This is a genomic window from Brevibacillus choshinensis (genome assembly GCF_001420695.1).
Classification (GTDB): domain Bacteria; phylum Bacillota; class Bacilli; order Brevibacillales; family Brevibacillaceae; genus Brevibacillus; species Brevibacillus choshinensis.
In genome coordinates this window covers 462,591-485,548 of sequence record NZ_LJJB01000007.1, presented here as the reverse complement: position 1 = coordinate 485,548, position 22,958 = coordinate 462,591, and the positions used below count along the sequence as shown (strand labels likewise).

The 22,958-nt window shown below is 50.3% G+C and carries 23 protein-coding genes; 8 read left to right on the top strand and 15 right to left on the bottom strand.

Annotated features, from left to right (window positions below; all coding sequences use genetic code 11):
- Position 1: 1 nt before the first annotated feature.
- Both AN963_RS02325 and AN963_RS02320 read left to right on the top strand, forming a co-directional pair.
- Positions 2-1,630, top strand: a complete 1,629-nt coding sequence (locus AN963_RS02325; RefSeq protein ID WP_055742953.1) for a hypothetical protein — start codon at positions 2-4, stop codon at positions 1,628-1,630.
- The gene (locus AN963_RS02320) at positions 1,623-2,438 is read left to right on the top strand and encodes a hypothetical protein (RefSeq protein WP_055742952.1); all 816 of its coding nucleotides are present in this window, start codon (positions 1,623-1,625) and stop codon (positions 2,436-2,438) included. Before AN963_RS02325 ends, AN963_RS02320 begins: the two co-directional genes overlap by 8 nt.
- A gap of 46 nt (positions 2,439-2,484) precedes the next feature.
- On the opposite strand, the gene AN963_RS02315 is transcribed toward AN963_RS02320, so the two are convergent.
- Together AN963_RS02315 and AN963_RS02310 are read right to left on the bottom strand one after the other, a co-directional pair.
- On the bottom strand, positions 2,485-3,639 hold the full coding sequence (locus tag AN963_RS02315) for an MFS transporter (protein ID WP_055742951.1): 1,155 nt from the start codon (positions 3,637-3,639) through the stop codon (positions 2,485-2,487).
- A 78-nt stretch (positions 3,640-3,717) separates the two neighbouring features.
- On the bottom strand, positions 3,718-5,067 hold the full coding sequence (locus tag AN963_RS02310) for a glycosyltransferase family 4 protein (RefSeq protein ID WP_055742950.1): 1,350 nt from the start codon (positions 5,065-5,067) through the stop codon (positions 3,718-3,720).
- A 162-nt stretch (positions 5,068-5,229) separates the two neighbouring features.
- Between AN963_RS02310 and AN963_RS02305 the strand changes: the two genes are divergently transcribed.
- Both AN963_RS02305 and AN963_RS02300 read left to right on the top strand, forming a co-directional pair.
- A complete protein-coding gene (locus tag AN963_RS02305) occupies positions 5,230-6,363 on the top strand; it encodes a glycosyltransferase (protein WP_055742949.1) in 1,134 nt (377 codons plus the stop codon).
- Positions 6,364-6,508: 145 nt separating this feature from the next.
- Positions 6,509-7,336: a M55 family metallopeptidase gene (locus AN963_RS02300; protein ID WP_055742948.1), complete on the top strand. Its 828-nt coding sequence runs from the start codon at positions 6,509-6,511 to the stop codon at positions 7,334-7,336.
- 89 nt (positions 7,337-7,425) lie between these two features.
- Here the strand turns inward: AN963_RS02300 and AN963_RS02295 are convergent, their stop codons facing one another.
- Positions 7,426-8,031, bottom strand: a complete 606-nt coding sequence (locus tag AN963_RS02295; protein WP_083496759.1) for a thioredoxin family protein — start codon at positions 8,029-8,031, stop codon at positions 7,426-7,428.
- 183 nt (positions 8,032-8,214) lie between these two features.
- Entirely contained in the window at positions 8,215-8,415 is a 201-nt protein-coding gene (locus AN963_RS02290) for a cold-shock protein (RefSeq protein ID WP_055742947.1), read from the bottom strand.
- Between the two features lie 140 nt (positions 8,416-8,555).
- Here AN963_RS02290 and AN963_RS31325 point away from each other — a divergent pair, with 140 nt between their 5' ends.
- On the top strand, positions 8,556-8,723 hold the full coding sequence (locus AN963_RS31325; RefSeq protein WP_162531859.1) for a hypothetical protein: 168 nt from the start codon (positions 8,556-8,558) through the stop codon (positions 8,721-8,723).
- Positions 8,724-8,927: 204 nt separating this feature from the next.
- On the opposite strand, the gene AN963_RS02285 is transcribed toward AN963_RS31325, so the two are convergent.
- The 4 genes from AN963_RS02285 to AN963_RS02270 all read right to left on the bottom strand — a co-directional run bounded on the left by AN963_RS02285 (position 8,928) and on the right by AN963_RS02270 (position 13,621).
- Positions 8,928-10,226 (bottom strand): nucleotide sugar dehydrogenase, encoded by a 1,299-nt coding sequence (locus tag AN963_RS02285; RefSeq protein WP_055742946.1) that lies wholly within the window; start codon positions 10,224-10,226, stop codon positions 8,928-8,930.
- A 248-nt stretch (positions 10,227-10,474) separates the two neighbouring features.
- Positions 10,475-10,810 carry a 2Fe-2S iron-sulfur cluster-binding protein gene (locus tag AN963_RS02280; protein ID WP_055742945.1) on the bottom strand — a complete coding sequence of 112 codons (336 nt, stop codon included), beginning with the start codon at positions 10,808-10,810 and terminating at the stop codon, positions 10,475-10,477.
- A gap of 25 nt (positions 10,811-10,835) precedes the next feature.
- Positions 10,836-11,246, bottom strand: a complete 411-nt coding sequence (locus tag AN963_RS02275; protein WP_055742944.1) for a DUF350 domain-containing protein — start codon at positions 11,244-11,246, stop codon at positions 10,836-10,838.
- Between the two features lie 17 nt (positions 11,247-11,263).
- Entirely contained in the window at positions 11,264-13,621 is a 2,358-nt protein-coding gene (locus AN963_RS02270) for an endonuclease MutS2 (RefSeq protein WP_055742943.1), read from the bottom strand.
- Positions 13,622-13,833: 212 nt separating this feature from the next.
- On the opposite strand from AN963_RS02270, the gene AN963_RS02265 reads away from it, so the two are divergent.
- Positions 13,834-14,208 (top strand): phage holin family protein, encoded by a 375-nt coding sequence (locus AN963_RS02265; RefSeq protein WP_055742942.1) that lies wholly within the window; start codon positions 13,834-13,836, stop codon positions 14,206-14,208.
- 51 nt (positions 14,209-14,259) lie between these two features.
- On the opposite strand, the gene larB is transcribed toward AN963_RS02265, so the two are convergent.
- The 5 genes from larB to pheS form a co-directional block, all read right to left on the bottom strand.
- Entirely contained in the window at positions 14,260-15,012 is a 753-nt protein-coding gene (gene larB, locus AN963_RS02260; RefSeq protein ID WP_055742941.1) for a nickel pincer cofactor biosynthesis protein LarB, read from the bottom strand.
- Entirely contained in the window at positions 15,005-15,850 is an 846-nt protein-coding gene (larE, locus tag AN963_RS02255) for an ATP-dependent sacrificial sulfur transferase LarE (protein WP_055742940.1), read from the bottom strand. The genes larB and larE overlap by 8 nt, the downstream gene beginning before the upstream one ends.
- 66 nt (positions 15,851-15,916) lie before the next feature.
- Complete coding sequence (gene zapA, locus AN963_RS02250) at positions 15,917-16,192, bottom strand: cell division protein ZapA (RefSeq protein ID WP_055742939.1); 276 nt, start codon at positions 16,190-16,192, stop codon at positions 15,917-15,919.
- An 81-nt stretch (positions 16,193-16,273) separates the two neighbouring features.
- Entirely contained in the window at positions 16,274-18,697 is a 2,424-nt protein-coding gene (pheT, locus tag AN963_RS02245; protein ID WP_055742938.1) for a phenylalanine--tRNA ligase subunit beta, read from the bottom strand.
- Between the two features lie 15 nt (positions 18,698-18,712).
- Complete coding sequence (gene pheS / locus AN963_RS02240; RefSeq protein ID WP_055742937.1) at positions 18,713-19,747, bottom strand: phenylalanine--tRNA ligase subunit alpha; 1,035 nt, start codon at positions 19,745-19,747, stop codon at positions 18,713-18,715.
- 585 nt (positions 19,748-20,332) lie between these two features.
- Here pheS and AN963_RS02235 point away from each other — a divergent pair.
- The gene (locus tag AN963_RS02235) at positions 20,333-21,052 is read left to right on the top strand and encodes a DUF2225 domain-containing protein (protein WP_055742936.1); all 720 of its coding nucleotides are present in this window, start codon (positions 20,333-20,335) and stop codon (positions 21,050-21,052) included.
- Here the strand turns inward: AN963_RS02235 and rlmB are convergent.
- Entirely contained in the window at positions 21,049-21,873 is an 825-nt protein-coding gene (rlmB, locus tag AN963_RS02230) for a 23S rRNA (guanosine(2251)-2'-O)-methyltransferase RlmB (protein WP_055742935.1), read from the bottom strand. The two genes, AN963_RS02235 and rlmB, sit on opposite strands and share 4 nt — an antisense overlap.
- Positions 21,874-21,877: 4 nt before the next feature.
- Positions 21,878-22,531, bottom strand: coding sequence for a potassium channel family protein (locus AN963_RS02225; protein WP_055742934.1), 654 nt, complete (start codon positions 22,529-22,531; stop codon positions 21,878-21,880).
- Positions 22,532-22,694: 163 nt separating this feature from the next.
- Here AN963_RS02225 and sspI point away from each other — a divergent pair, with 163 nt between their 5' ends.
- Positions 22,695-22,931, top strand: a complete 237-nt coding sequence (sspI, locus tag AN963_RS02220) for a small acid-soluble spore protein SspI (protein ID WP_055742933.1) — start codon at positions 22,695-22,697, stop codon at positions 22,929-22,931.
- Positions 22,932-22,958 lie beyond the last annotated feature (27 nt).

Here is a 22,958-nt window from a genome sequence, read left to right as displayed (position 1 = left end):
CATGCGACGCAATCCTATTCTAGCTACGGTCGGCTGGGCATTGTACGCCGTTGCTCTGCTGCTTATCTACCATCTATTGATCAAACCTGCGTTTCTCGACTTGACGTGGATCGCTCTCTTGGTGTTTCTACCACTGCTCGCTTTTTGCTATTACGTGGTGCATCCAGATGAACGCCGACAAGTACTTGCCTTCACGGTAGGGGTCTTGCTCCTCGACCGCGCCTTGACTCGCGTCGATGTAAAGACTACAGCTGCGCTCTTGATTGGTGGCGCGATTGCCGTCATCGTCATCGGTTTGCTCGTAAAATGGTATGGACGATTAAACTGGAAAGCGGTCGGCTCTCTCGTAGTCATCGCCTTGCTCGCCAATGTCACATTCAATCGTGATACCTTGGCTGCATTAAGCCACTTTACGGTGAAATACGAATCAGACCGTCTGTACAACGGACAATGGGTAGACTATTTCCCAATGGCTCTGTACGACGTGGATAATGATGGCAAACAGGAAATCATCACATATGGAAATGCGGATGAGCTCCCTCTGCCCGAAGAAGCGGCGAAAAAGCCGGAGACCGAAGAGGAGAAAAAAGAGCTGGCAGACAAGCTCCTACACCTGCAGCCTGAGCCTGTCTCCCTGTACGTTCTGACCTGGAAGGACGGCAAGATGGTCCGCATGCCGAACGACCAGATCTCGCCTGAAACCATGGCTCGTATCAAGGAGCAAATGCCGACGGACTACCCAGGATTCCCTTACTATACGATGAAGGATGGCCAGCTCGTGCCGAACGTCCAACGTCAGTCATACGCAGAAGGCATGCTGCAAGTAGGAACGGCACCTTATCGCGCGTTTATGCTGGATATGGACAACATTGCAAATCAGCTCGCCGAAAACGGCGGAAGTATGGATCTACGCCATCAGCTGGGCAGCAAATACAAAGATTTGCATATCAAGGACGGTATGCTGACTGGAACGTATGAAGACAAGCCTTTTGGTGGTACGACCAAAGCGACCAAGCTCTTGACCACCATGATGCTTCCCGATGGAAAAGAAGGCTTGCTCGCCATGGGTGAGCACCTGAGTGTCCTCGAAGTAGAACCGGATGGTACCGTAAACGAAGCGTACACGCTGACCCGCAAGGAAGCGGAGCTGGCTACCGCTGAATTTATTCCGGCTGATATCGATCACGACAAAGTAGACGAGTTGCTGATCGCCGGTAAACCGTCCTACATTTTAAAACCGAAAGCTGATGGCACGTGGGAGATTTTGTGGGCAAGCTCTGATAAGGACAAGAGCTTCCGCTTCTCCAATTTTGCAGCTGTCGGAAACAGTAAGCCTGAAATTATCGCCAAAGCAAAAAGCTGGGTCAGTACCACCGATAGCCGCTATTTGAGCGGGTACGACTATACACCAGATGGTCTGAAAGAAAACTGGCGCATCTACTTGCCACTGATTAACGTACAGGTAGGCGACGTCGATGGCGACAAGCAAAATGAAATCGTCGCGACCATCTACAATACACATCGGGTGCTCGTATTTAAACCACACAATGTCCCAGTCTTCGCACTCACGGTCATCTTGTTTATCGGATTGCTGGGATATGGCGTAGTAAGGAGGGTTCGCCATGCGTAAGCTTACAAAAGCAACGGCTTTGCTCGCAGGCATCTGCGCGGCTGCCCTGCTGGGCGGGTGCACCTATGAGTCCGGACCAAAATCTTTCGCTTCCACCAACTTCGGCACGAAGCCAGAGCAGACGACCACGGCTCAGACCGAATCGGGAGCGGAATGGCTGAAGACTGCCTTGGAAAAAGCCAAGACGGATACCGAAGCTCAGTCTTACTGGTACAAAGGGCATGTGAAGAACATGATCCTCTCTCGCTCAACGACCAGCATGTTTAACGGTGCAGTAGTCAATGGTAAAGGCTACAACGTGGACGCTCGCATCGCAGCGCAGCCTTATCAGTACTATCGCATTGACGATAAACGGTATATCCGTGCCGACGATTACTGGTTGACGGCGAAAGAAGATCCGCTCGCGTTTGATGTACTGGCTGGATTTGATGACTGGCTACCTTTCATGGATGGAGCTGTGCAGCTTCCAGACGACAAAGTGTACGGGACAGTATGTGTTCCCTTCCAGCTGAAAATGACAGGCGCAGATTGGCTGAAAACCAGCAAGAGCACCTTGTTTGAGCCGCTGAAAAAGCAGTTGGGCGACCGTCCTGATCTGGAGTACATCCTGAATGAATCCACGATCAAAACCACGTTCTGGATCGGCAAAGAAGATCGCTTGATCCACCAATACGAAACATGGATCATCCTGCCATTGCCAGAAGCCGGTACGATGGACCAGCAGGTGCTGTTCCAGCTGTTTAAATACGGCGATCCGGGCATCCATATCAAGGATCCTGAAGAAGTAGAGAAGTACTTGCTTTATTAAAAAATGGAATCAAAAAAGAGCTGACGAATCTCCGTCAGCTCTTTCTTTATGGTTTGACTACTCCGGTACTCTGTGACTTCCAAAGTGTCATGCTATATCCACAGGCAATCAGCGAGAATGCAGCCATTGCCATGTACAGCGTCCCTCCCCCAAACTGCTGGAACACCCATCCTCCTGCAATCGACCCAATGATCCCGGAAATACCGAAAAACAGAACCGCCAGTACCGTTTGCCCTGTCGCTTTCCACTCCTCAGGAATGATGCGGTACAAGTACTGAATCGTTGCTGTGTAAAAGATGACGAAGGTCACACCCTGGGTGAACTGCAGATACACGACCCACTCAGCTGAAGGTGCCAGAGCGCACAGCACGTAGCGAATCGTATAGAGAGCTGTTGCCAGCGTAATCAGCTTGATCTCGCTCCATTTTTGCAAAATCCGTGCACTGAGCGCGAAGAATGCTACCTCACTAATCGCCGCCAAAAACCATGCTTGACCCACTGCCCCTGTACTTCCACCGAGGCTCAGCACAAAGACGCCGAGAAAGCTGTCGTTGGTCCTGTGTGGGGTCGCTGCGATAAGCACCAACAAAAAGAACTGGAGCGTCTTTGGATAAAAGAAAAATTGCTTCAGCTCCTGCTTGGACAGCTTTTTGCTGCTGGCTGGTGCATCGGAGACGACGAGGATAAAGACAAACGCGAGCAAGCCATACCCTAAGAAGAGCCAAGCCAACCGATCCATCCCCAACTGATCTACTGTCCAACCGATGATCAAGGACGCTGTCGCATAACCGATAGCTCCGAATGTACGGATGGAGCCAAAGCTAATCTGATGCTCTTGGGCTTTCCGGTAATTCAAGCTCTCCGTCAATGGATCGGTCGGAAGCAGAAAAAAGTACATGGCCCCAACCAAGAGAAAAAGGAGGGAGAAATGGTCCATAGTAAAAAGGAACATACCCACCGCAATAGAGGCACCCAGAGTAAGCAAAATGACTCGTTTGATCGTCTTGTACTTATCACTCACCATCCCCCAGAACGGTTGAGACAAAATTCCTACAAACGAGCCGAATCCCACCATCATCCCGATCTCGCCTGGAGATACTCCACGAAATGTCAAATACACGGGTAAAAACGAAATGAAGATCGACAAAAGGGAAAAATAAAAAAAATTATAAGCCCGCAAATTCTGTATACCCAGCTTCACTGTGAACGTTCACCTATCTTTACTAAAATCCCCCGCAACCTTTGGCTACGGGGGTATTCGTTTCTCCTATGCTCAAGCCTAGTCCAGAATGTCCTCCATGAGTGCAGCGAGCTGTCTTGCCTGCTCACGTCGCTCATACGGCTTGACCCTTTCTGAAAAGTCTGCGCCGCGCTGAGTCTCACTGTTTGCCTCCTGAGCTTTCCATTCCTTGTACAACTGTAAATACGCCTGTTTGACCGCGTCTTTTTCCTCTGGGTCGGCTACTTGTCCCAAGTGGAATTTCTCAATAATTTCTGTGGCTTCTCCCGCTTTGTTCAGCGCGAGGATTGGTTTGCCGATTCCCATGTATTCGTAAAGCTTTCCTGGGATATAGGCTCCAGCATCAGCCGAAACATCGCCGATCAGCAAGAGAGCGTCTGCCCCTTTCATCAACCCCAACGCTTCCTTGTGCGGCAAATTGCCCAACTCTCGCACGATCTTCCCTAAACCGAGCTGCTCCACGCAGTCGCGATTTTCGGAATAACCCGGATAGTCAAAAACACCTGCAAAACTGAGCAGCAAATCGTTCTGATCGACCTCGCCAGCGTCGATCAGCTCGCGGATAGCTTGCAGGAGCAGCCTCGGATTGCGCTTCTGATACAAGATTCCAGCGTATACCGCGTGAAACTTCCCAGGTACCACATGAGCCGGCTTCAAACCATCAAAATCGGCCTGATCAAATCCGTTGTAAATCAGCTCGAGGCGTTTGATACTCGCCTGATGCTTCGCTTGAAAGTTCTTTGCAAATGTCGCCGTGACAGTGGTAATCGCATCTGCATCCAGCATGACATCTGCCTCCATGCGCTCTTCCATCCGTTCCCGCCAGGCTATGCCCGAGGTATGCATATTTTGCGTCCACGGATCACGGAAATCAGCTACCCATTTGGTATCAAACTCACGGGCAAGCTTGCGCGCGACCAAATGATTCGTTACCGGACCCGAAGTCGAAAAGATGACGTCGATCTTTTCTTGCTTCATGATTTCCCGACCGAGCTTTACAGCGTTTGGCATCCACAGAATCTGATCATCTGGAATCATTATGTATGGCTTGGCTTTTTTCAATACATTGACTACTTGTTTTTTCAATACCGTTTTTACGGAAGGCTTGGTAGGCTGATCCCCGCCGTTTGCCGCAGTTTTAGGTGCCACAGCAGCTCCTTTTTTCGGTAGTACCTGCCATTCTTTTGCCCGATGAATCGTCACTTCAGGAGGCAGCTGGGCCAACAGCGAAGGATCTAATGTTGCGTGGTACGCTGGCTCTACCGTCAGTACATGTACCTTCCAGCCAAACTCCCCTAAATATTTGGCCATTTTCAACGGTCTTGGCACTCCGCCACCGCCGATGGGAGGAAAGATATAGCATATGATCAACACGTTGTGGTCATTCATTTTGTAACCGTCCTTGTCCTATTCATTTTCCTCTTTAAGAAAACCTCTATCGCAGGCTTTCCTTGTACGTTAAACGATACCATAAGTGCTGTCTTATTGCGAATCTATCAGGCATCTGCTATAGTGAAAATGGCTTTCTTATTAAGATTCGGGTGAAATTAGATGAGCAAATTACGAGTCCTCCACGTGATAGGCGGGGGAGAATTTGGCGGTGCGGAACAGCATATCCTCAATTTGGTCTCCACTTTTCCCGTTGCGGAAGTGGAGGTAGCAGTCGTTTGTTTTTATGACTCCCTCTTTGCCAGCAAGCTGAGACAAGCGGGAATCACCGTCTTTACACTGGATCAGTTCGGACGGTTTGACTTGCGCCTGCTGCGTGCACTACGGGATACGTTTCAGTCGTTTGAACCAGCAATTATACATACTCATGGCGTTAAGGCCAATTTCTTTTCCAGACTGGCATCTCGGGGGATGAGTGTCCCTCTGCTGACAACTGTGCACAGTTTTTTACGCTACGATTATGCCAGCCCTCTCGCTTATGCGATTGTCAGCCTGATGGAACGGGGTACTCGTCAATGGAACCGTCATTACATTGCGATCAGCGAGGCATTGGCGAGCATTCTTCGCGAACAGGGAATTCCCTCCCGTGACATCAGTGTCATCTACAATGGGATGGACTTATCTCCTTACCGTGAGACGCAGCAGCGGGCCGGGGATCGTGCCCGTCTGCGCGCAGAGTGGGATATACCTGAGGATGCCTTTTTGTTTGGAACGGTAGCACGCTTCGTTCCGGTCAAAGGGTTGCCTGTCCTCGTCGATGCATTCGCTTCATTGGTACGTGATAATGACTCTACTGCTTATCTGGTACTCGTGGGTGATGGTCCAGAACGCGATGGTCTGGAAAATCAGGTTCGCCAGCTTGGTCTGGAATCACAGGTCCGTTTCGCAGGCTTCCGCCAGGACATCCCTGCTTGCCTGAACGCTTGCGATAGCTTTGTTCACTCTTCCTTTTACGAGGGACTTGGCTATACGATTATCGAGGCGATGGCATCAGAAGTACCCGTCGTGGCCAGCAATGTAGGGGGCGTCAAGGAATTCGTCTTCCATGAGCAGACTGGTCTGGTCGTGGAGCCTGGCGATTCATCTGCCCTGTCCCAAGCCATGGGTCGATTGCAGGTATCGAATGAACTACGACAATCGATGGTCCAACATGCGCTGGAAAAAGTCGAGAGTTCCTTTACGATCGAACTGATGACCCAAAAGATCTTGTCCTTGTACCGCAAATTCTTGCCATAAGTAAAAGCACGACTCGCCAGATCCAGAGCGTTCGTCGTGCTTTTTTTTCATGCAAACACGATTCGTTGTTGCCTCGCGTTGGACAATCTGGTTAACATAGAACTGAGGAAATTTTATGAATCGTACGTGAAAGGATGAAAAACAGATGAAAGTATTTCTCTCCGTCGACATGGAAGGGATCTCCGGAATTGTCGATAACACTTATATCAATCCAGATGCAGGTGTCAACTACCAGCGTGGCCGTCAATTCATGACCGAGGATGCCAACGCGGTGATCGAAGCAGCCATCGAAGCAGGGGCAACCGAAATCCTAGTTGCGGACAGCCACAATACGATGAACAACATTTTGTGGGAGTCGCTGCATCCGAAGGCCAAGCTTTTGGCTGGCTCACCTCGTAATTACTCCATGGTACACGGTCTGGACGCCAGCTTCGACGCCGCTCTTTTCATCGGTTACCATACCCGTCAGGGCGTTCCAGGCGTTCTGAGCCATACGATGTCCGGCGTCATCCGCAACCTGTATATCAACGGTCGTGTTGTGGGAGAATTCGGCTTTAACGCTGCGTATGCCGGTGTCTATCAAGTACCCGTCGTAATGGTCTCCGGTGACGATCTCGTCGCTGAAGAAGCCAAGGAACTGATTCCTGGTATCGCCACAGCAGTCGTCAAAAAAGCGGTTTCCCGCACCGCAGCTATTTGCCTGTCGCGTGAAGAAGCAACCGCTGAACTGAAAAAGCAAACCAAGCTCGCCCTCAGCAATGTGAAGCAAATCGCACCTTTCCAAACAGCAGTACCCATGGAAATGGCTGTTCAATTCTGTCACGCAGGACAAGCTGAAATGGCAGCAATCGTGCCGGGAAGCCGTTATGAAACAGAAACGGGTACAGTCTACTACACAGCTCACGATCAGCATGATCTGTACATGACTATGCGTGCCATGCTCAATCTGGCTGCTGGCGCTGATTTTTTTTAGAAAATATCACAAAAAGGCAGCGGCAGCTCCAAATTCTGGACTGCCACTGCCTTTTTTCAGCTATTGAATACTTTCGACTAGCGAGCGATTCACACCATCCCGGAAAAAAGCTCCTTCAGCTCCTGAAGCATCACTCGTTGATACTCGTTTCCAGCTCGATAGAGACTCCCGATTTCACGATACGTCTCATTTAGGCTCTCCTGGTATTTCGGCTCCTGTTTATCCAGATGATTGGCTTTAAACCGATCCATCACCGCTTGAATATAAGCGGGACGAGCCCCCCATTTGCCAAGCACCTCCCCGCTTGTCTTCATAAGTACCGCAATCGGCTGCGCCCTGCCTCCATCGGTAAGAAAAAGTTCCATCGTCTCCAAATGGTCTTCCATTTTCAAAACTTCCGTAGCAATTCGAGCCTGTTCCATTACTCGAAATAATACCGGCACGTTCCAGATGACATCCGGACACCAATCCGTACACAGTATCAGACAATATAGATCCTCGTGATCGCGAATCGAGCCGAAAAACAATTCGTCTTCTGCACATGTCCACGAAAATGTTTCATAATTCAAGATCATCTGCTCTTTGGTGTTAGGGATCCCGCTTAGCTCCATCGTCCGTATCTCCATGTTTTCCATGAATGAGTGAGGTGATATCCCTTGTCCGATTTTGTGTTTTAGGTTCAACGATTTACTCATTTGCAGCACGTCCTTCATTTGATCGATTGTTAAGGAAAGCTTACAAAAAAACTGACCCTTCACAAAGGGTCAGTTTCAACATTAACAAAAAGGTCAGTTTACGTATGTTGCTATGATTGTCTCTTTTCTATGGATCAAAATAGAAAAACAGACCCCGTAATGCGAGTCTGTTGGCTTTTTTGGCTAGACTTTCGTTACATTCGTCGCTTGCGGACCTCGTTGACCATTCTCCACGTCAAACGTTACCTCTTGGCCCTCGTCAAGCGTCTTGTAGCCGTCCCCCTGAATCGCTGAGAAGTGAACAAATACATCTTCTCCACCCTCGCGTTCAATAAATCCAAAGCCTTTTTCACTGTTAAACCATTTCACTTTACCGCGTTCCATTTTTGCCTCCTAGCATGTAACCCTTACATGAATTGAAATTTTTGGCCTTACCTGCTTAGCATTACCTACCCATGCGTAATCTATACAAGCATGGTCAAGAGTGATGAGGTACATGATACGTGTATGGGAGGTGAGTGATCATGGCAGATCGCAATGAAAAGCAAGCCCATCTCGTGAACGAAGATGTAGAGCATAACCTGCAAAATGCCGAGGACGAAAAAGAAATTGAAATTCGCCATCAGTATCAAATGTTTCCCACACCGGATGAAGCATTCGCATCCAAAGTGATTACGGAGTTAAAAGATTAGCGACCCAGACACCTTCCTCACAAGCGAGTGGAGGTGTTCTCTTCATCCTTCAGGCTGTAAGGAAACTTCTACCGAGGCTACTTCACGGAGGGCCGACCGCGTTTTAGAGGAAAGTTTCCATGCGCTCCAGAATTCATAAGCGTCACGTTCTTACACGTAAAAAGACCTCCAGGGACACTCGGTCCATAGAGGTCATTTCACTTATTAGATTCGCACCACGGTTGCCTGGCTTACCAGATCACGCGGGATACGGTTTTTGGTATCAAACAGGATCGGAGAGTTAGCCATCAGACTGGCTACAGCTGCCCAATCTGCTTCTGCGAACTCTTTTTGTACAGCGGTCAGGAATAACGCGTCTGCGCCTTTGACGGCTGCTTCAAAGCTCTCTGCCTTGTGGTCATACGAAGTAGGTACCGCTGGATCATAGGAACGTACCTCTACTCCCTTTTTCTGCAGAAGCTTGATCAAGTCATTCACTGGGCTGACGCGGTCATCGTTGGAAAAGTCCTTCATTGCCAGTCCCAAAACAGCTACACGACTACCAACCAGCGTTTTGCCATTCGCCTTCAATGCATTTTCCAGCATGCCAATCAGCACGTCAGGAACAGCATCATTGGTCATACGGGCTTGTTGCAGCAAAGGCAGACCAACTTCCAGCTCTCTTGCCTTTGGCTGGAGGTAATACAGTGCGTTTGGCAGGCAGAAACCACCAACACCAGGACCAGGAGTCAGGAGATTTACACGAGTGTGCGTATTCGCGACTTTGATCAGTTCAAATGTATCAATTCCAAACGATTCCGCAAAACGGGCAAATTCTTGCACCATTGCGATGTTGACATCCCGTTGAATGTTCTCAATAACCTTTGCCGTTTCCACCACACGAATATCGGAGATGGTTACTTCCGTTTCGCTGATGAACGCGAGCAGTTCTTTCCCTTTCGCAGCGCTCTCCTCATTGATACCCCCCAGTACGAGCGGCATATTGATGAATTCTTCGAAGGCTCGTCCTTCAGCAATGCGCTCCGAACAATAGGTCAGGAAGAAATCTGTACCTGCGACCAGACCGCTTACTTCTTCTAGAATAGGCAAGATGACTTCTTGAGTGGTACCTGGAACAACTGTACTGCGAATCATGACGGTATCGCCTTTTTTCAGTACGCCGCCTAGCGTTTCCGCACAGCTCTTCAGCGGTCCCAGATCCGGATCTCCGTTATGAACCGGAAGGCCAACCGTTACAATATAATTATTTACACTTGCCGCTGCTTCGGCGTATGAAGTCGTCGCATGGAATCGTCCCGCGTCAATCTGCTCACGAAGAATTTCAGGTAATGTTTTACCCTGATAGGACTCCAGGTGATGGGAATGCCCGGCATTGATCTCATCGACAACGCGAGGCAATGCGTCAACGCCTACGACGCTTGCTCCTTTCATGGCATAGGTAAGCGCCAATGGCAAGCCGACAAACCCCAATCCCACAACAGCTACGCGTACAGGCTGAGTCATTTCTGTATCTCCTCTTTCAAGTTCTCTAAGGTAAGGTCCACGCAATGGTAATTACGCGGCCACAGGTAATTCCGTTACGACAGATAGTAAATTCCTGCCGCTACAAAGATGACACATAATCCTATGAGGACCTTGTACAACGTTTCCAAGGCTGAATCCTCCTCATGCTCTTTCATCTGGATTCGGCTCTGTGCCCTTGATGCACTCTGCCAAAGCCTAATTATACTCTCGATCTGTGCCTCGTTCAATCATGGTTTCTGCTCGGGAGTGCCACCTGAGCCCTCCAAATAAACGGTCATCGGACCTGACACATACACCTGACAAGCCAAACGGTAGCCGAGTGACATCGCATCTGCACCTAACCGATATTGCTCGGTTTCAGATGGCATTCCTGCAGAACCTTCAGAAATTACCATTCGCAAGCGACAGGTCGTACATTTTCCTGTCGTGCAATAAAACTCAACGGGCATATTGGCGCGCACTAACCCCAATAGGAGATTGTCTCCGTCCTTCAGAGAAATAGACGTTTGCTTGCTTCCCTCGACAACTGTTACAATACATCGTTTCAAGTCGGGATGATCCATACCTGCTCCCTCCTGTAACTAGACTCTACCTTGTCAGACTCGCGCCAATAATGTAAGAAAAGCCGACGGACAACACCATGGCGGTAAATCCTATCGCCCGGTTGTCCTTGGCAATTTCATCATCGATATTGAAACTCGGTGTCATGTATTCAAAAATAAAGTAGCTCACTAAAAGCAGGAAAAAGCCGAATGTAGCCCCGATCAGAGCCTCCCCCATAGAGGCGTGCTCCTGGATCGAGTACCGGAAGATATTGGCGATGCCGAATATTTTTCCTCCTGTTGCCATGGCAACGGCCATATTTCCCTGCTTTAGCTCGTGCCAGACACGGTAGCGCGTCACCAATTCAAAAATAGACAGGAACAGGATCATCATCAGCCCTGTTACGGTAAAATAAGCTGCCGTAGCAAAGTATTGATTGTGCAGCAGGCTCCCCATGGTGTCCCCTCCCGTTTTTATTTCAGTTCGGCAATGGTGGCACCCACTCCGCCTTCACCTTGCCCACCTAAACGGAATGATTTGACGTTGCGGTGATGACGCAAGTATTCATGTACTCCTTTGCGCAGTACACCTGTACCGTGACCGTGAATAATGGAAACGGAATGCAATCCAGCCAACAAGGCATCATCGAGGAATTGATCGATTTCCCGGATGCCATCCTCTACGTTGTAGCCACGCAAATCCAGATCCATCTTGATGTTGTCGCTTCTGCGTTTGACGGACGTGTAAGGAGTAGCCTGTTGCTTTTGCTGCACAGAGTTCTGGACGTGCATGTCGTCCCGTTTTACCTTCATCTTCATGATGCCGATCTGCACGAGAAACTCCTCTTTGCTTACTTTTTCAAGCACGGTACCCTTTTGTCCAAAGCTCGTCACCATGACTTCATCGCCCACTTTTATTTGAGTGGCACGAACGGCCTTGGCGGGCTTCTTCACTTTTTCTTTATCCAGCTCCAGGACTGCATTGCCCAGACGTTTTTTGGCATCGATCAAGCGATGCTCCTTGATTTCCATACCTTCTGCCATCATCTCACGCAGCTCGCGGATGATCGTCTCTGCTTCTTCCTTTGCCAACTGAACAGCGATACGCGCTTCGTCCTCTGCACGCTCCATCCGCTTGTTCTTCTCTTCGGCAAAGCGCGCACGCTCCTCTTCCAGCTCGCGATGCAGCTTTTCTGCGTCCCGTCGGAGTTCTTCTGCTTTTTGCCGCTCTGCCTCGGCTGACTTGCGGTTGCGCTCCAACGAAGCGATCATGCTCTCTACTTGATTGTCTTCCTCACTGATGGAGCCACGAGCCACATCAATAATCGCCTCCGGCAGCCCCAGTCGTCTCGCGATGGCAAACGCATTGGAGCGTCCTGGCACACCAACCAATAGACGGTAGGTAGGACGCAAGGTCTCTACATCGAATTCTACGCTCGCATTGATCACTTCAGGTCTGTCATAGGCATACGCCTTTAACTCACTGTAGTGTGTCGTCGCAACCAGGCGTGCTCCTGACTCGATAACATGGTCGATGATGGACATCGCCAGGGCAGCCCCTTCAGTAGGGTCTGTACCCGCTCCCAGCTCGTCAAACAGCACCAGGCTTTTTTCGTCCATCGTTTCCAAAATGTGAATGATATTCTTCATATGGCTGGAAAACGTGGAGAGACTTTGCTCAATCGATTGTTCGTCCCCAATATCAGCAAAAACGGAGGAGAATACGGTCATTTCACTTTCTTCCTCAGCAGGAATATGCAGTCCTGCCATCGTCATGAGAGAAAGTAGCCCGATTGTTTTTAACGAGACGGTTTTCCCTCCCGTATTTGGTCCGGTGACGACGATAGCCTGATATTCGCCACCCAGCTCCACACTTACTGGTACGACGACATCACGCGGAATCAAAGGATGGCGCGCTTTTCTCATATTCAAGTAACCACGATCGTTCAATCGCGGGCATATTGCTTTCATACTCCATGCCAACTGTGCTTTGGCAAATAGGAAGTCCAGCTCGGTGAGCGCGTCGACATTTTCAATCAACGCCTCTACTGCAAAAGCTACCTGCTCCGTCAGCAAATACAAGATCCGTTCTACCTCGCGCTCCTCGCGCAAACGCTGCTCCCGAAGCTTGTTGTTCATGGAAACAATGACTTCTGGTTCGATAAAGAGCGTAGCACCGGAAGCAGACTGGTCATGCACAATGCCTCCAAATACATGACGGTACTCCTGCTTCACTGGAATCACAAAGCGATCACCGCGAATCGTCACGATGTTTTCCATCAGCATTTTTTGGTACGAGGAAGAACGAGTCATGGAATCCAGCTTTTCCCGAATCCTCGCCTCCAATTGCCGGATTTCTTGGCGGACCTGGCGCAGTTCGACGCTAGCGCTATCCAAAATATCGCCACTTTCATCAACACAGCGGCGAATTTCCATCTCCAGCTCTCGCAGACCTTCGATGCGCTCCGCCTGATCACGAAGCAACGGCAATTCATGGTCGTCACACATATCGAGCACAAAATGCTTGAGCCTGCGACCGGCAGATACCGTGCTGGCAATATCCATCAGCTCCAAAGGGGCGAGCATGGCGTTGAGTCGTGCACGTTGTACAGGCCCACGGATGTCCCGGATTCCTCCAAGTGGCACGCTCCCTTTCAGTCGCAGGACGGTAGCCGCTTCGGCTGTTCCCCTCTGGGCAATGTTCACTTCCTCCATACGCATGAACGGAAGCAGCTCGGCAGCTTTTTCTTTTCCATATGTGCAAGTCGCTTTATCTACCAACAGAGCGACGATTTTATCATATTCCAATGTTTTTAGTACCCGTTGTTCCACTGAGATCCTCCTTACTTTCCTCCATCGGCTCACCTGTGCCTGTCGCTTGAATGCAGAGGAAGCGGCGACGGTCAGGAATTACGTAAGCCATTTGATCTACTCATTATACCATGCCAACCGTCCTAAGGATAATTTTACACGCCCTCATCTGGCATAGTTCGACACACAAATAGCCAGAATGAAAATGAAACAATTATAAAGGAGGAGTACACATGACGATCATGCGCCATATCGTCCGCTTTATCGTCGCTGCCGTAGTCCTGATGTTTGTCGGCTTTCTGGTTCCTGGCTTTTCCGTTAGCAGTTTTTGGACAGCCTTGTTGGCGGCTGTTGTCATTGCCCTGCTGGGCTGGGTCATCGAAGCGATGTTCGGCGATCGGATCTCGCCTTATAATCGTGGGATCGTCGGCTTTATCGTCAGTGCCGTCGTCATCTACTTGACCCAGTTTGTCGTCTCCGGTTTCCACGTTACCATTCTGGGGGCACTCCTCGCTTCTCTGGTCATCGGGATCATCGACCTGTTCATCCCGATCAAGACCCACATGGATGTCCATAACGGGGATGCAGGAAACAAGCAGGAAACGTAACTGGTTTTGGAAAAGAGCCAACCCGACTCATTGGGGTGGCTCTCCTCTTTTTTACATAGTCTTGCTCGTCTGCTTGTGAATCATCCCAGCCATATAGCCAGCACCGAAGCCATTGTCAATATTCACCACTGCAACTCCCGTCGAGCAGGAATTCAGCATGGATAAAAGCGCAGACACTCCACCAAAGTTTGCCCCGTAACCGACACTCGTCGGAACGGCAATTACAGGAATGTCGACCAGACCAGCCAATACGCTGGCAAGTGCCCCTTCCATTCCTGCCACACAGACAATGACCGAAGCAGACCTGATTTCTTCTAGTCGCCCGAAGAGACGATGAATGCCTGCGACACCGACATCCGCAATCACGCGTGCTTCACTGCCAAAGCAACGAGCTGTCCACGCAGCCTCCTGCGCCACTCCCCAGTCAGATGTGCCTGCAGCAACGACAGCGACATACCCATCGCGCACAGGCCGCAACGGCTTTCGGCTGGAAATGAGCAAGCCTGCTTCCTTTTCATACTGCACGTCCGGCCAGCGCTCCAGTACTCGACTCGCCTGCTCCTCGCTTACCCTTGTGACCAGGACGAGCTCCTGATGCTCCCGCAGCCGTTCCATAATCCCAATCAATTGATCGATACGTTTCCCTGCTCCGTACACCACTTCCGGGAATCCTGTGCGGCCAGCGCGGTCCAAATCAAGCGTGGCGTAATCCAGCATCCCCGCTCCTTGCAAAAGCTCACTCGCCCGTTCAATACTCAGTCTGCCTGCCTGTACTTCCTGCAAAATCGCTTTCACATCAGCCATGCTGTTTTTTCACGTCCGTTCCCAGCACAGCATTCATGCTTCCTGTCTGATACCCGAACAAATCGAGTGTCACATATGTAAAGCCTATCTCCTGAAGCGTCTGATTGATTTGCACGTGTTGCGACAACAGTCTGGCAAAATCATCTGGCCCCACTTCAATCCGAGCGATTTTGTCATGATGGCGTACCCTCACTTGGTGGAAACCAAGACTCAACAGATAGCCTTCCGCTCGGTCAATCTGATCGATTTTTTCCAGCGTAATTTGCGATCCGTAGGGAATTCTTGAAGACAGGCAAGCAAATGAGGGCTTGTTCCATGTCGACAATCCCATTTCCTTGGAGATGGCACGAATATCTTCCTTGTAAAAGCCTGCTTCCTGCAAGGGACTGCGTACTCCTCGCTGTGCAGCGGCAATACGGCCAGGGCGGTAGTCTCCCTGGTCATCCACATTGGCTCCGTCACAAATGACAGCCCGCCACTCATTTTCCTCTGCCATCTTTCCCAGATGTTCGTATAACCCATCTTTGCAAAAAAAGCAGCGGTTCACAGGATTGGAGACAAAATTCGGGTTTTCCATCTCGCGAATTTCCGTCGTGACAAACCTTGCTCCCAGCCCAGCAGCGAGTCGTTTGGCAGCTTCAAATTCACGTGTCGGAAACGTCTCGGAAGCTGCGGTAACGGCAATTGCTGCATCACCCAGCACTTCCACAGCGCGCGCCAACAGGAATGTGCTGTCAACCCCACCGGAAAACGCGATCAGGACCGTTCCCATTTCTCGCAGGATGTTCCCCAGCTTTTCGTTTTTTTCCGCCAACGCTTGCTCGATTAACAGGCTCATCCCAATTCCCCCTTTGTCCCCGTAAGTTCCTTACAATGCGAAAAGAGGGGCACAGGCCCCCCTTTTTTACTCTATCTCTTTTCCATTTGCATCTTCCTGAAGGATCTTCAGCAGCTCTTCGTACTCCTGACGCAGGCGGAAGTATTCATCCGCAATATTGACTGCAGAAAGTACGGCGATCTTGGCCGTGTCCAAACGATGGTTACCGTTCGCGATCTCGTTCATCTTGTCATCAACGAAACCGGCCACCGTACGTATGTGATTGACACTTGCCTTTCCACTGAGCCGGTATTGTTGGCCAAAGATATCCACCGTCAAACGATTTTTCCCATCACCTTGCACGAGGGGTTCCTCCCTACTGCGACCTTTGCTCTACTTATCCATTTTAGGTTACTGAAAATGTCAGATTTCGTCAAGCCATGCTTACATACGCAGCTCGGCACCTGTATTGGATTTCAGCGCTTCGATCACTGCATTGGTCACTTGTTGGATCTCTTCCTCCTGCAAAGTGCGTTCGGAATTACGAAGTACCAAGGCAAAAGCCATGCTCTTTTTATCTTGCCCAATCCGCTCGCCCGTGTACACATCGAACAAGGTAAGGGATTCCAGCAGATCTCCTGCCGCTTGGCGGATGGTTGCTTCCAGCGCACCAGCTGGTACTGTACGATCGACAACCAGAGCCAGGTCGCGCGTCACTGCCGGGAATTTCGGAAGCTGGTTATAGAACCCTACGCCTGCTGCCACTTCGATCATTTTGGCAACGTCGAGCTGGAGCACGTACGTTTCACTCAAATCGTATGCCTTTTCCGTTCCAGGGTGAATCTGTCCTACATAACCGAGACGAGTATCCCCAGCCGATACTTCTGCTGTGCGACCCGGGTGCATACCATTGAGGTCAGCTACAGCGTTGTACTGTACGTTTTGGATGCCCAGACGAGCCAGGAGCGACTCTACAATTCCTTTTGCCTGATAAAAGTCTACAGGCTGTTTGGCACCCATCCAGTTTTGCGGAACCCACTGGCCGGTAACAGCGCCACCCACATACAAGCGCTCTTCTGGCAGCTGGCTCAGCTTATCTTCAGTACTCAAGAATACACGTCCCAGTTCAAAGATGGCCACGTCGTGATTTTGACGGTTTTTGTTATACGCGATGGTCTCCAGCAAGCTAGGGATCAAGCTCGTGCGCAATACGCTGCGCTCTTCGCTCATCGGCATGAGGAGAGCAACTGGTTTTACATTGTTCTGATGCAAGCCTGCCGCATCTTCCACGCGGTCCGGGTGTACCAGCGCATAGGAGATCGCTTCGTTCAATCCGACACCGATCAGATGGCGGCGAATCGTGCGGCGCAGCTGTTGCTCAGGATTCAGGCTTCCTTGGGTCGTTGCTCCGGAAGGCAAGCTGGTCGGAATATTGTCGTAGCCATAGAGACGCGCTACTTCTTCGACCAGATCTTCCGGCAACGTAATGTCTCCACGTCGAGTTGGCACCGTAACCGTCCAGCTGTCATTCGCCGTTTTATAAGGGAACTGAAGACGATCAAAGATCGGAGATACATCGGAGGCAACCAGTGACGTACCGAGATGTTGATTGATTTTGGTCAAGGTAACGGTGACTACTGCAGGCTTTGCTTCCGTCACGACTGCTGACGCGATGCCTTTGGAGATCGTCGCTCCAGACAATTGCTGGATCAGTGCTGCTGCGCGTTCGCCTGCTTCTTGCACACGCGCCTGATCTACCCCTTTTTCCCAACGAACGCAACCCTCGGTACGCATTCCCAACGAACGTGCCGTGCGACGTACCGTTTTCGGCGTGAACCAAGCAGCCTCCAGGATAATCTCATGCGTTTCACCCGTGATTTCGGAGTTGGCTCCACCCATGACTCCGGCGATCGCCAAGCCCTTCGTCGGATCCGTGATCAGCAAAGTCTGCGCGTCCAGCTTGCGCTCCTGATCGTCCAGCGTCACCAGTGTTTCGCCTTCCTCAGCCATACGAACCACAATCGTGCGATCCGCTACTTGACCTGCGTCGAATGCGTGGAGAGGCTGACCGTATTCGAGCAGCACATAGTTGGTTACATCCACCACGTTGTTGATTGGTCGAACGCCAGCTGCCATCAGACGGTTTTTCATCCACTGCGGCGAGCTTGCGATCTTGGCATTGGTGAAATGACGGCCATGGTATTGGTAGCACTCTTCGCTCGCATCAATCTTCACGTTGAGTGGATTTTGCTCTCCACCCTCCGTCAGCTCGATTTGCGGAAGTAAGACTTCTTTACCCAAAATGGCTGCTACTTCATAGGCAACACCGAGCATGCTCAAGCAGTCAGAACGGTTTGGCGTCAGGCCCAGCTCCAGAACGTAGTCGTCCATGCCGAGATAGGAGATCGCATCCATCCCGATTTCTGCTCCCTCTGGCAATACCATGATGCCTTCTTGCTGATCTTTTGCGAGCAGCTTGTCATTGAGGCCCAATTCTTTTGCCGAGCAAATCATCCCTTGGGATTCCACACCGCGCAGCTTGGAGCGTTTGATGTTCAAGCCTCCAGGCAGCTTTGCACCGATCAGAGCTACCAGTACTTTTTGACCTTTGTCTACGTTTGGCGCGCCGCAGACAATCTGCAGGTCTTCGCCTTGTCCAGCATCCACGATACATACGTTGAGACGATCTGCATCCGGGTGCTTGCTGCGCTCTTTTACATAACCGATAACGACGCCAGAAACGCCTGCATTGCGCGATTCTACTGCGTCCACTTCTACCCCACTGCGAGTCAGCTTTTCAGCAAGCTCGTGAGGCGTGCAATCACTCAGATCGACGTATTCCGCTAACCATTGGTACGATACCTTCATCTTTGCCTCTCCTCTCTACTCTCGATTGAACTGACGCAGGAAACGAACGTCGTTGGTATAAAAATGGCGAATATCTTCTACGCCGTATTTCAGCATCGCGATCCGTTCTACACCCATTCCGAACGCGAAACCGCTCACTTCTTCTGGATTGTATCCGGCCATTTCCAATACGCGCGGGTGCACCATGCCAGAGCCGAGGATCTCGATCCAGCCTGTTTGTTTACACACGCGGCAGCCATGTCCACCACAGTTGAAGCATTGCAGATCGACTTCTGCGCTAGGCTCGGTGAATGGGAAGAAGCTCGGACGCAAACGGATTTGTTGATTTTCCCCGAACATTTGACGAGCGAATGTCAGCAAAATTCCTTTCAAATCACTCATGCCGATCCCTTTGTCGATGACCAGTCCCTCGATCTGCGTGAACTGATGGGAGTGAGTCGCATCGTCATCATCGCGGCGGTACACTTTACCCGGGCAGATGATTTTGACTGGCGTTTTGCCCTCTTTTTTCAACATGGTGCGCGCTTGAACCGGGGAGGTATGAGTACGCATCAAGATCTCGTCCGTTACGTAGAACGTATCTTGCATGTCGCGTGCCGGGTGATCTTTTGGCAGGTTGAGCATTTCAAAGTTGAAGTGATCCATCTCCACCTCAGGACCTTCTGCTACCTCAAAGCCCAGACCAACAAAGATGTCTTCAATTTCTTCAATAATTCGGGAGAGTGGATGCATGCTTCCTGCTGGAACTGGACGACCAGGCAAAGTCACGTCTACCGTTTGCGACGAGAGCTTGGCGTTCAATATCGCTTCCTCTAATTCTTGCTGTTTGTTCCCGAACGCCGACTCGAGCGCTTCTCTGACTTCGTTGACCAGTTGGCCTACCAGAGGGCGCTCTTCTGCTGAGAGGCTTCCCATGCCGCGCAGAAGCTCTGTCAGTTCCCCTTTTTTCCCCAGGTACTTGACGCGCAATTCCTGAAGTTGTGCAGATTCCGTTACCTGACCGATCTGGCCCAGTGCGGAGTCTTTCATCTCTTGCAACCGAGTTTGCACTTCAAATCGCTCCTTTATTGTTTTTTTGATTAGAAAACTTGGTTACGCCAAGCTTTTTCGCGGAGGCGTAGTACCCAAATGGCACAAGTCTCGCTTTCTTACTTCATTCGAAGTCTCGCTATGTTGCACTTATGCGAATAAGAATTTTATAAATTCTTATCGTGAAAAAAGAAAAACCCGCCCCCAAAAAGGGACGAGTTACTTTTTTCTCGCGGTACCACCCTTGTTAGACGAAAGCGCAATGGCTATGATCGTTAATCATCATAGACGAAATGCGTGACTTTTGCCTCACTTAAGACCACTGCTAACGGGAGTGACCCGGCTGCTCCTACTGCGTAAAAAACGGTTCAGAGTGCGGCTTTGGAGTGAATTCGGCAGCTATTGTGCTAAAGATGCTCCCAGTCTGCGGCATCTTCTCCCTGAAAACCAATAGGTCCTGCGTACTAGTCTCCGTCATTGCTTTACGTTATAATTAGACGTAGGAAAATTATAGCGCAACAAAAGCGAACTTTCAATTCCACAAATGTTACATATATCAGCTTATCCCTAAATCGCGATTTGTAAAAGAGAAAGGGGACTTTTGCCATGATCGAGAAGGTTTCCGCACTTTACGATAAGTCCTGTGTCTGCCGTCATTGCCAAGCTACCTTCACCACGAAAAGAGTGCGGAGCGGCTCGTTGACGATGGTACATCGGGATACAGACTTCTTCACTCGTTTCAAGGAGCAGTCACTCAATCCCATCCAGTATACGGTCAGCGTCTGCCCAGCTTGCGGTTTTGCCTTTACCGATCAGTTTAAAGAAAAGCTCGCTCCCTGGGAAAAACAAGTGGTGGACGAGCAGATCACAGCAAAGTGGAAATCGAAAGACTTTGGCTCGATTCGCCAAGTTCCAGAAGCCATGGTCAGCTATAAGCTCGCCATCTATGCGGCGGAATTGACCGATCAACCCCATTCTGTAAAAGCTGGCTTGTACTTGAGACTCGCCTGGTTGTACCGTTCCCAGGAAAATCTCTCGGAGGAACTCCGTTTTGTCGGCATGGCTGTCGATGAATACGAGCTCTCCTATATCCATTCTGACTACGCCCGCGGGGACAAGGAAATGTCCGAGGTTCGCCTGCTTTATTTGATCGGTGAGCTGTATCGTCGGCTGCAAAAATTTGATCTGGCCATCAAATATTTCGGAAAAGCACTCGCTTTTCGAAACACGACCATGGAAAGTGGGATTATCCGGATGGCTCAGGACCAATGGCAACTGACACGCGAAGAGCATAAAGAAAAACAAAACGAACAAAAGATCGGCTAAGATAGCCGATCTTTTCTTTTTCGTTGTGCCTCGTAGACGAACACACCTGCTGCCACCGCTGCATTCAGCGATTCCGCCTGTCCGTAAATCGGAATGTGCACAAGGTGATCCGCCCGCTCTATCATAGTTGCAGATACGCCTCGCCCTTCGTTACCGATGACAATTGCCGTCTTTTGCTCGTAGCCAACCTGATCATACGAGACGCTCTTCTCATGGAGGGTAGAGACGAGCAGATGACCACCCAGTGCCTTCCATTCATCCGCTACCTCTGACAAGGAACGTGTGAAGACCGGTAAACGAAACAGGGAGCCCATCGTGGAACGCATCACTTTGCCGTTATACAGATCGACACTCCCTTTTCCCAGTACCACACCATCTACGCCTGCTGCTTCCGCTGTCCGCAGGATCGTTCCGAGGTTGCCTGGGTCCTGGATTTCGTCCAGCAGCAAGAGAAGCATGTCCTTCTGAGCCGCTGTTTTCTCCTTCATCCACTCGCTCCAATCCGCTTGGCTCTTTTTCACTTCGGCCACAATTCCTTGGGGGGACTTGGTTTCCGAAAGCTTGGCCAGAACAGCTGAGGAAGCCGCGATGACTTGCACGCCTTGTGGATGATTCTCCAGCGCCCGTCTGCACGCAGCGTCCATATCGCGCTCGTTGTCGTACAGAATCGTCAATACTTCCGCACTCTTTAGCGCTTCCTCGACTAAATGCGCTCCTTCTACGAGAAAACGCCCTTGCGCTTCTCTTCCTTTGCGATCCAATAATTGATGCAACCGCTTGATTTGCGGATTTTGGATAGAGGTAATACCTTCATGTGCCATGTGCCTATGCTCGCTCCTCAAATGCCTTCAAATCCTTGTTATTCCCGATCACTACGAGTACATCGCCGTATTGAATGACTTCGTCAGGGCTTGGAGCGATATTGAATTTGTCGCCGCTCTTGATGGCGATGACGTTCACCTCGTAATTTTTACGAATGTCGAGCTGACGCAAGTTTTTCCCTACGAATTTCGAGGAAACCACGACCTCTGCCACGCTGTAATCATCAGCCAATTCGATGAAATCAAGTACATTGGCGGAGATGAGATTGTGAGCAACACGCACTCCCATATCCCGCTCAGGGAACACCACACGATCCGCTCCGACCTTGTACAGAACCTGTCCATGGCGTTCGTTTTGCGCCTTGGCCACGATCTTTTTCACGCCCAGTTCCTTCAAGGTCAATACGGTCAAAATGCTCGCCTGTATATCTACACCAATCGCTACGACCACAACGTCAAAGTTACGAATCCCGATCTCCTTGAGAGCACGTTCATCCGTGGAATCTGCAGCGACGGCATGAGTGACAAATTGAATGTTCTCATTGATTCGCTCTTCATTTTCATCGATTCCCATTACCTCATAATCCATTTCATACAAGGTCCGGGCTACACTGGACCCAAAACGCCCCATCCCGATAATGGCAAATTGCTTTGACATCCTGATCTACTCCTTCATCATGCCGCTTCCCCTAGGGGGCTTTTTTCCAATACCATGCATTATAACACACCGGTATCCTTGTCTACAAAAGAGGTATGAGCAATCTCCACCGAACAAATACTAAGTCCGAATCGATTCCTAGAAGAGAGGTGTACGGACCGTTATGAACATTGCCTCGCTCAACCTGCGTCAAGCCATCATGTACAAAATGCAAGGGTCTGACCCAGATGCCGTAGAAGAGACGATCACAGACGCAATCTCCAGCGGCCAAGAAAAAACCTTACCCGGACTGGGTGTGCTGTTTGAAGTGCTGTGGCAAAACAGCGATACGTCGTCTCGTCAGGAGATGGTGAATACCATCGCAGGACATTTGCCTGAACAGGCAGACAAACCGATGTAGGGATGCTGACGAACAGAGTCAGCTACA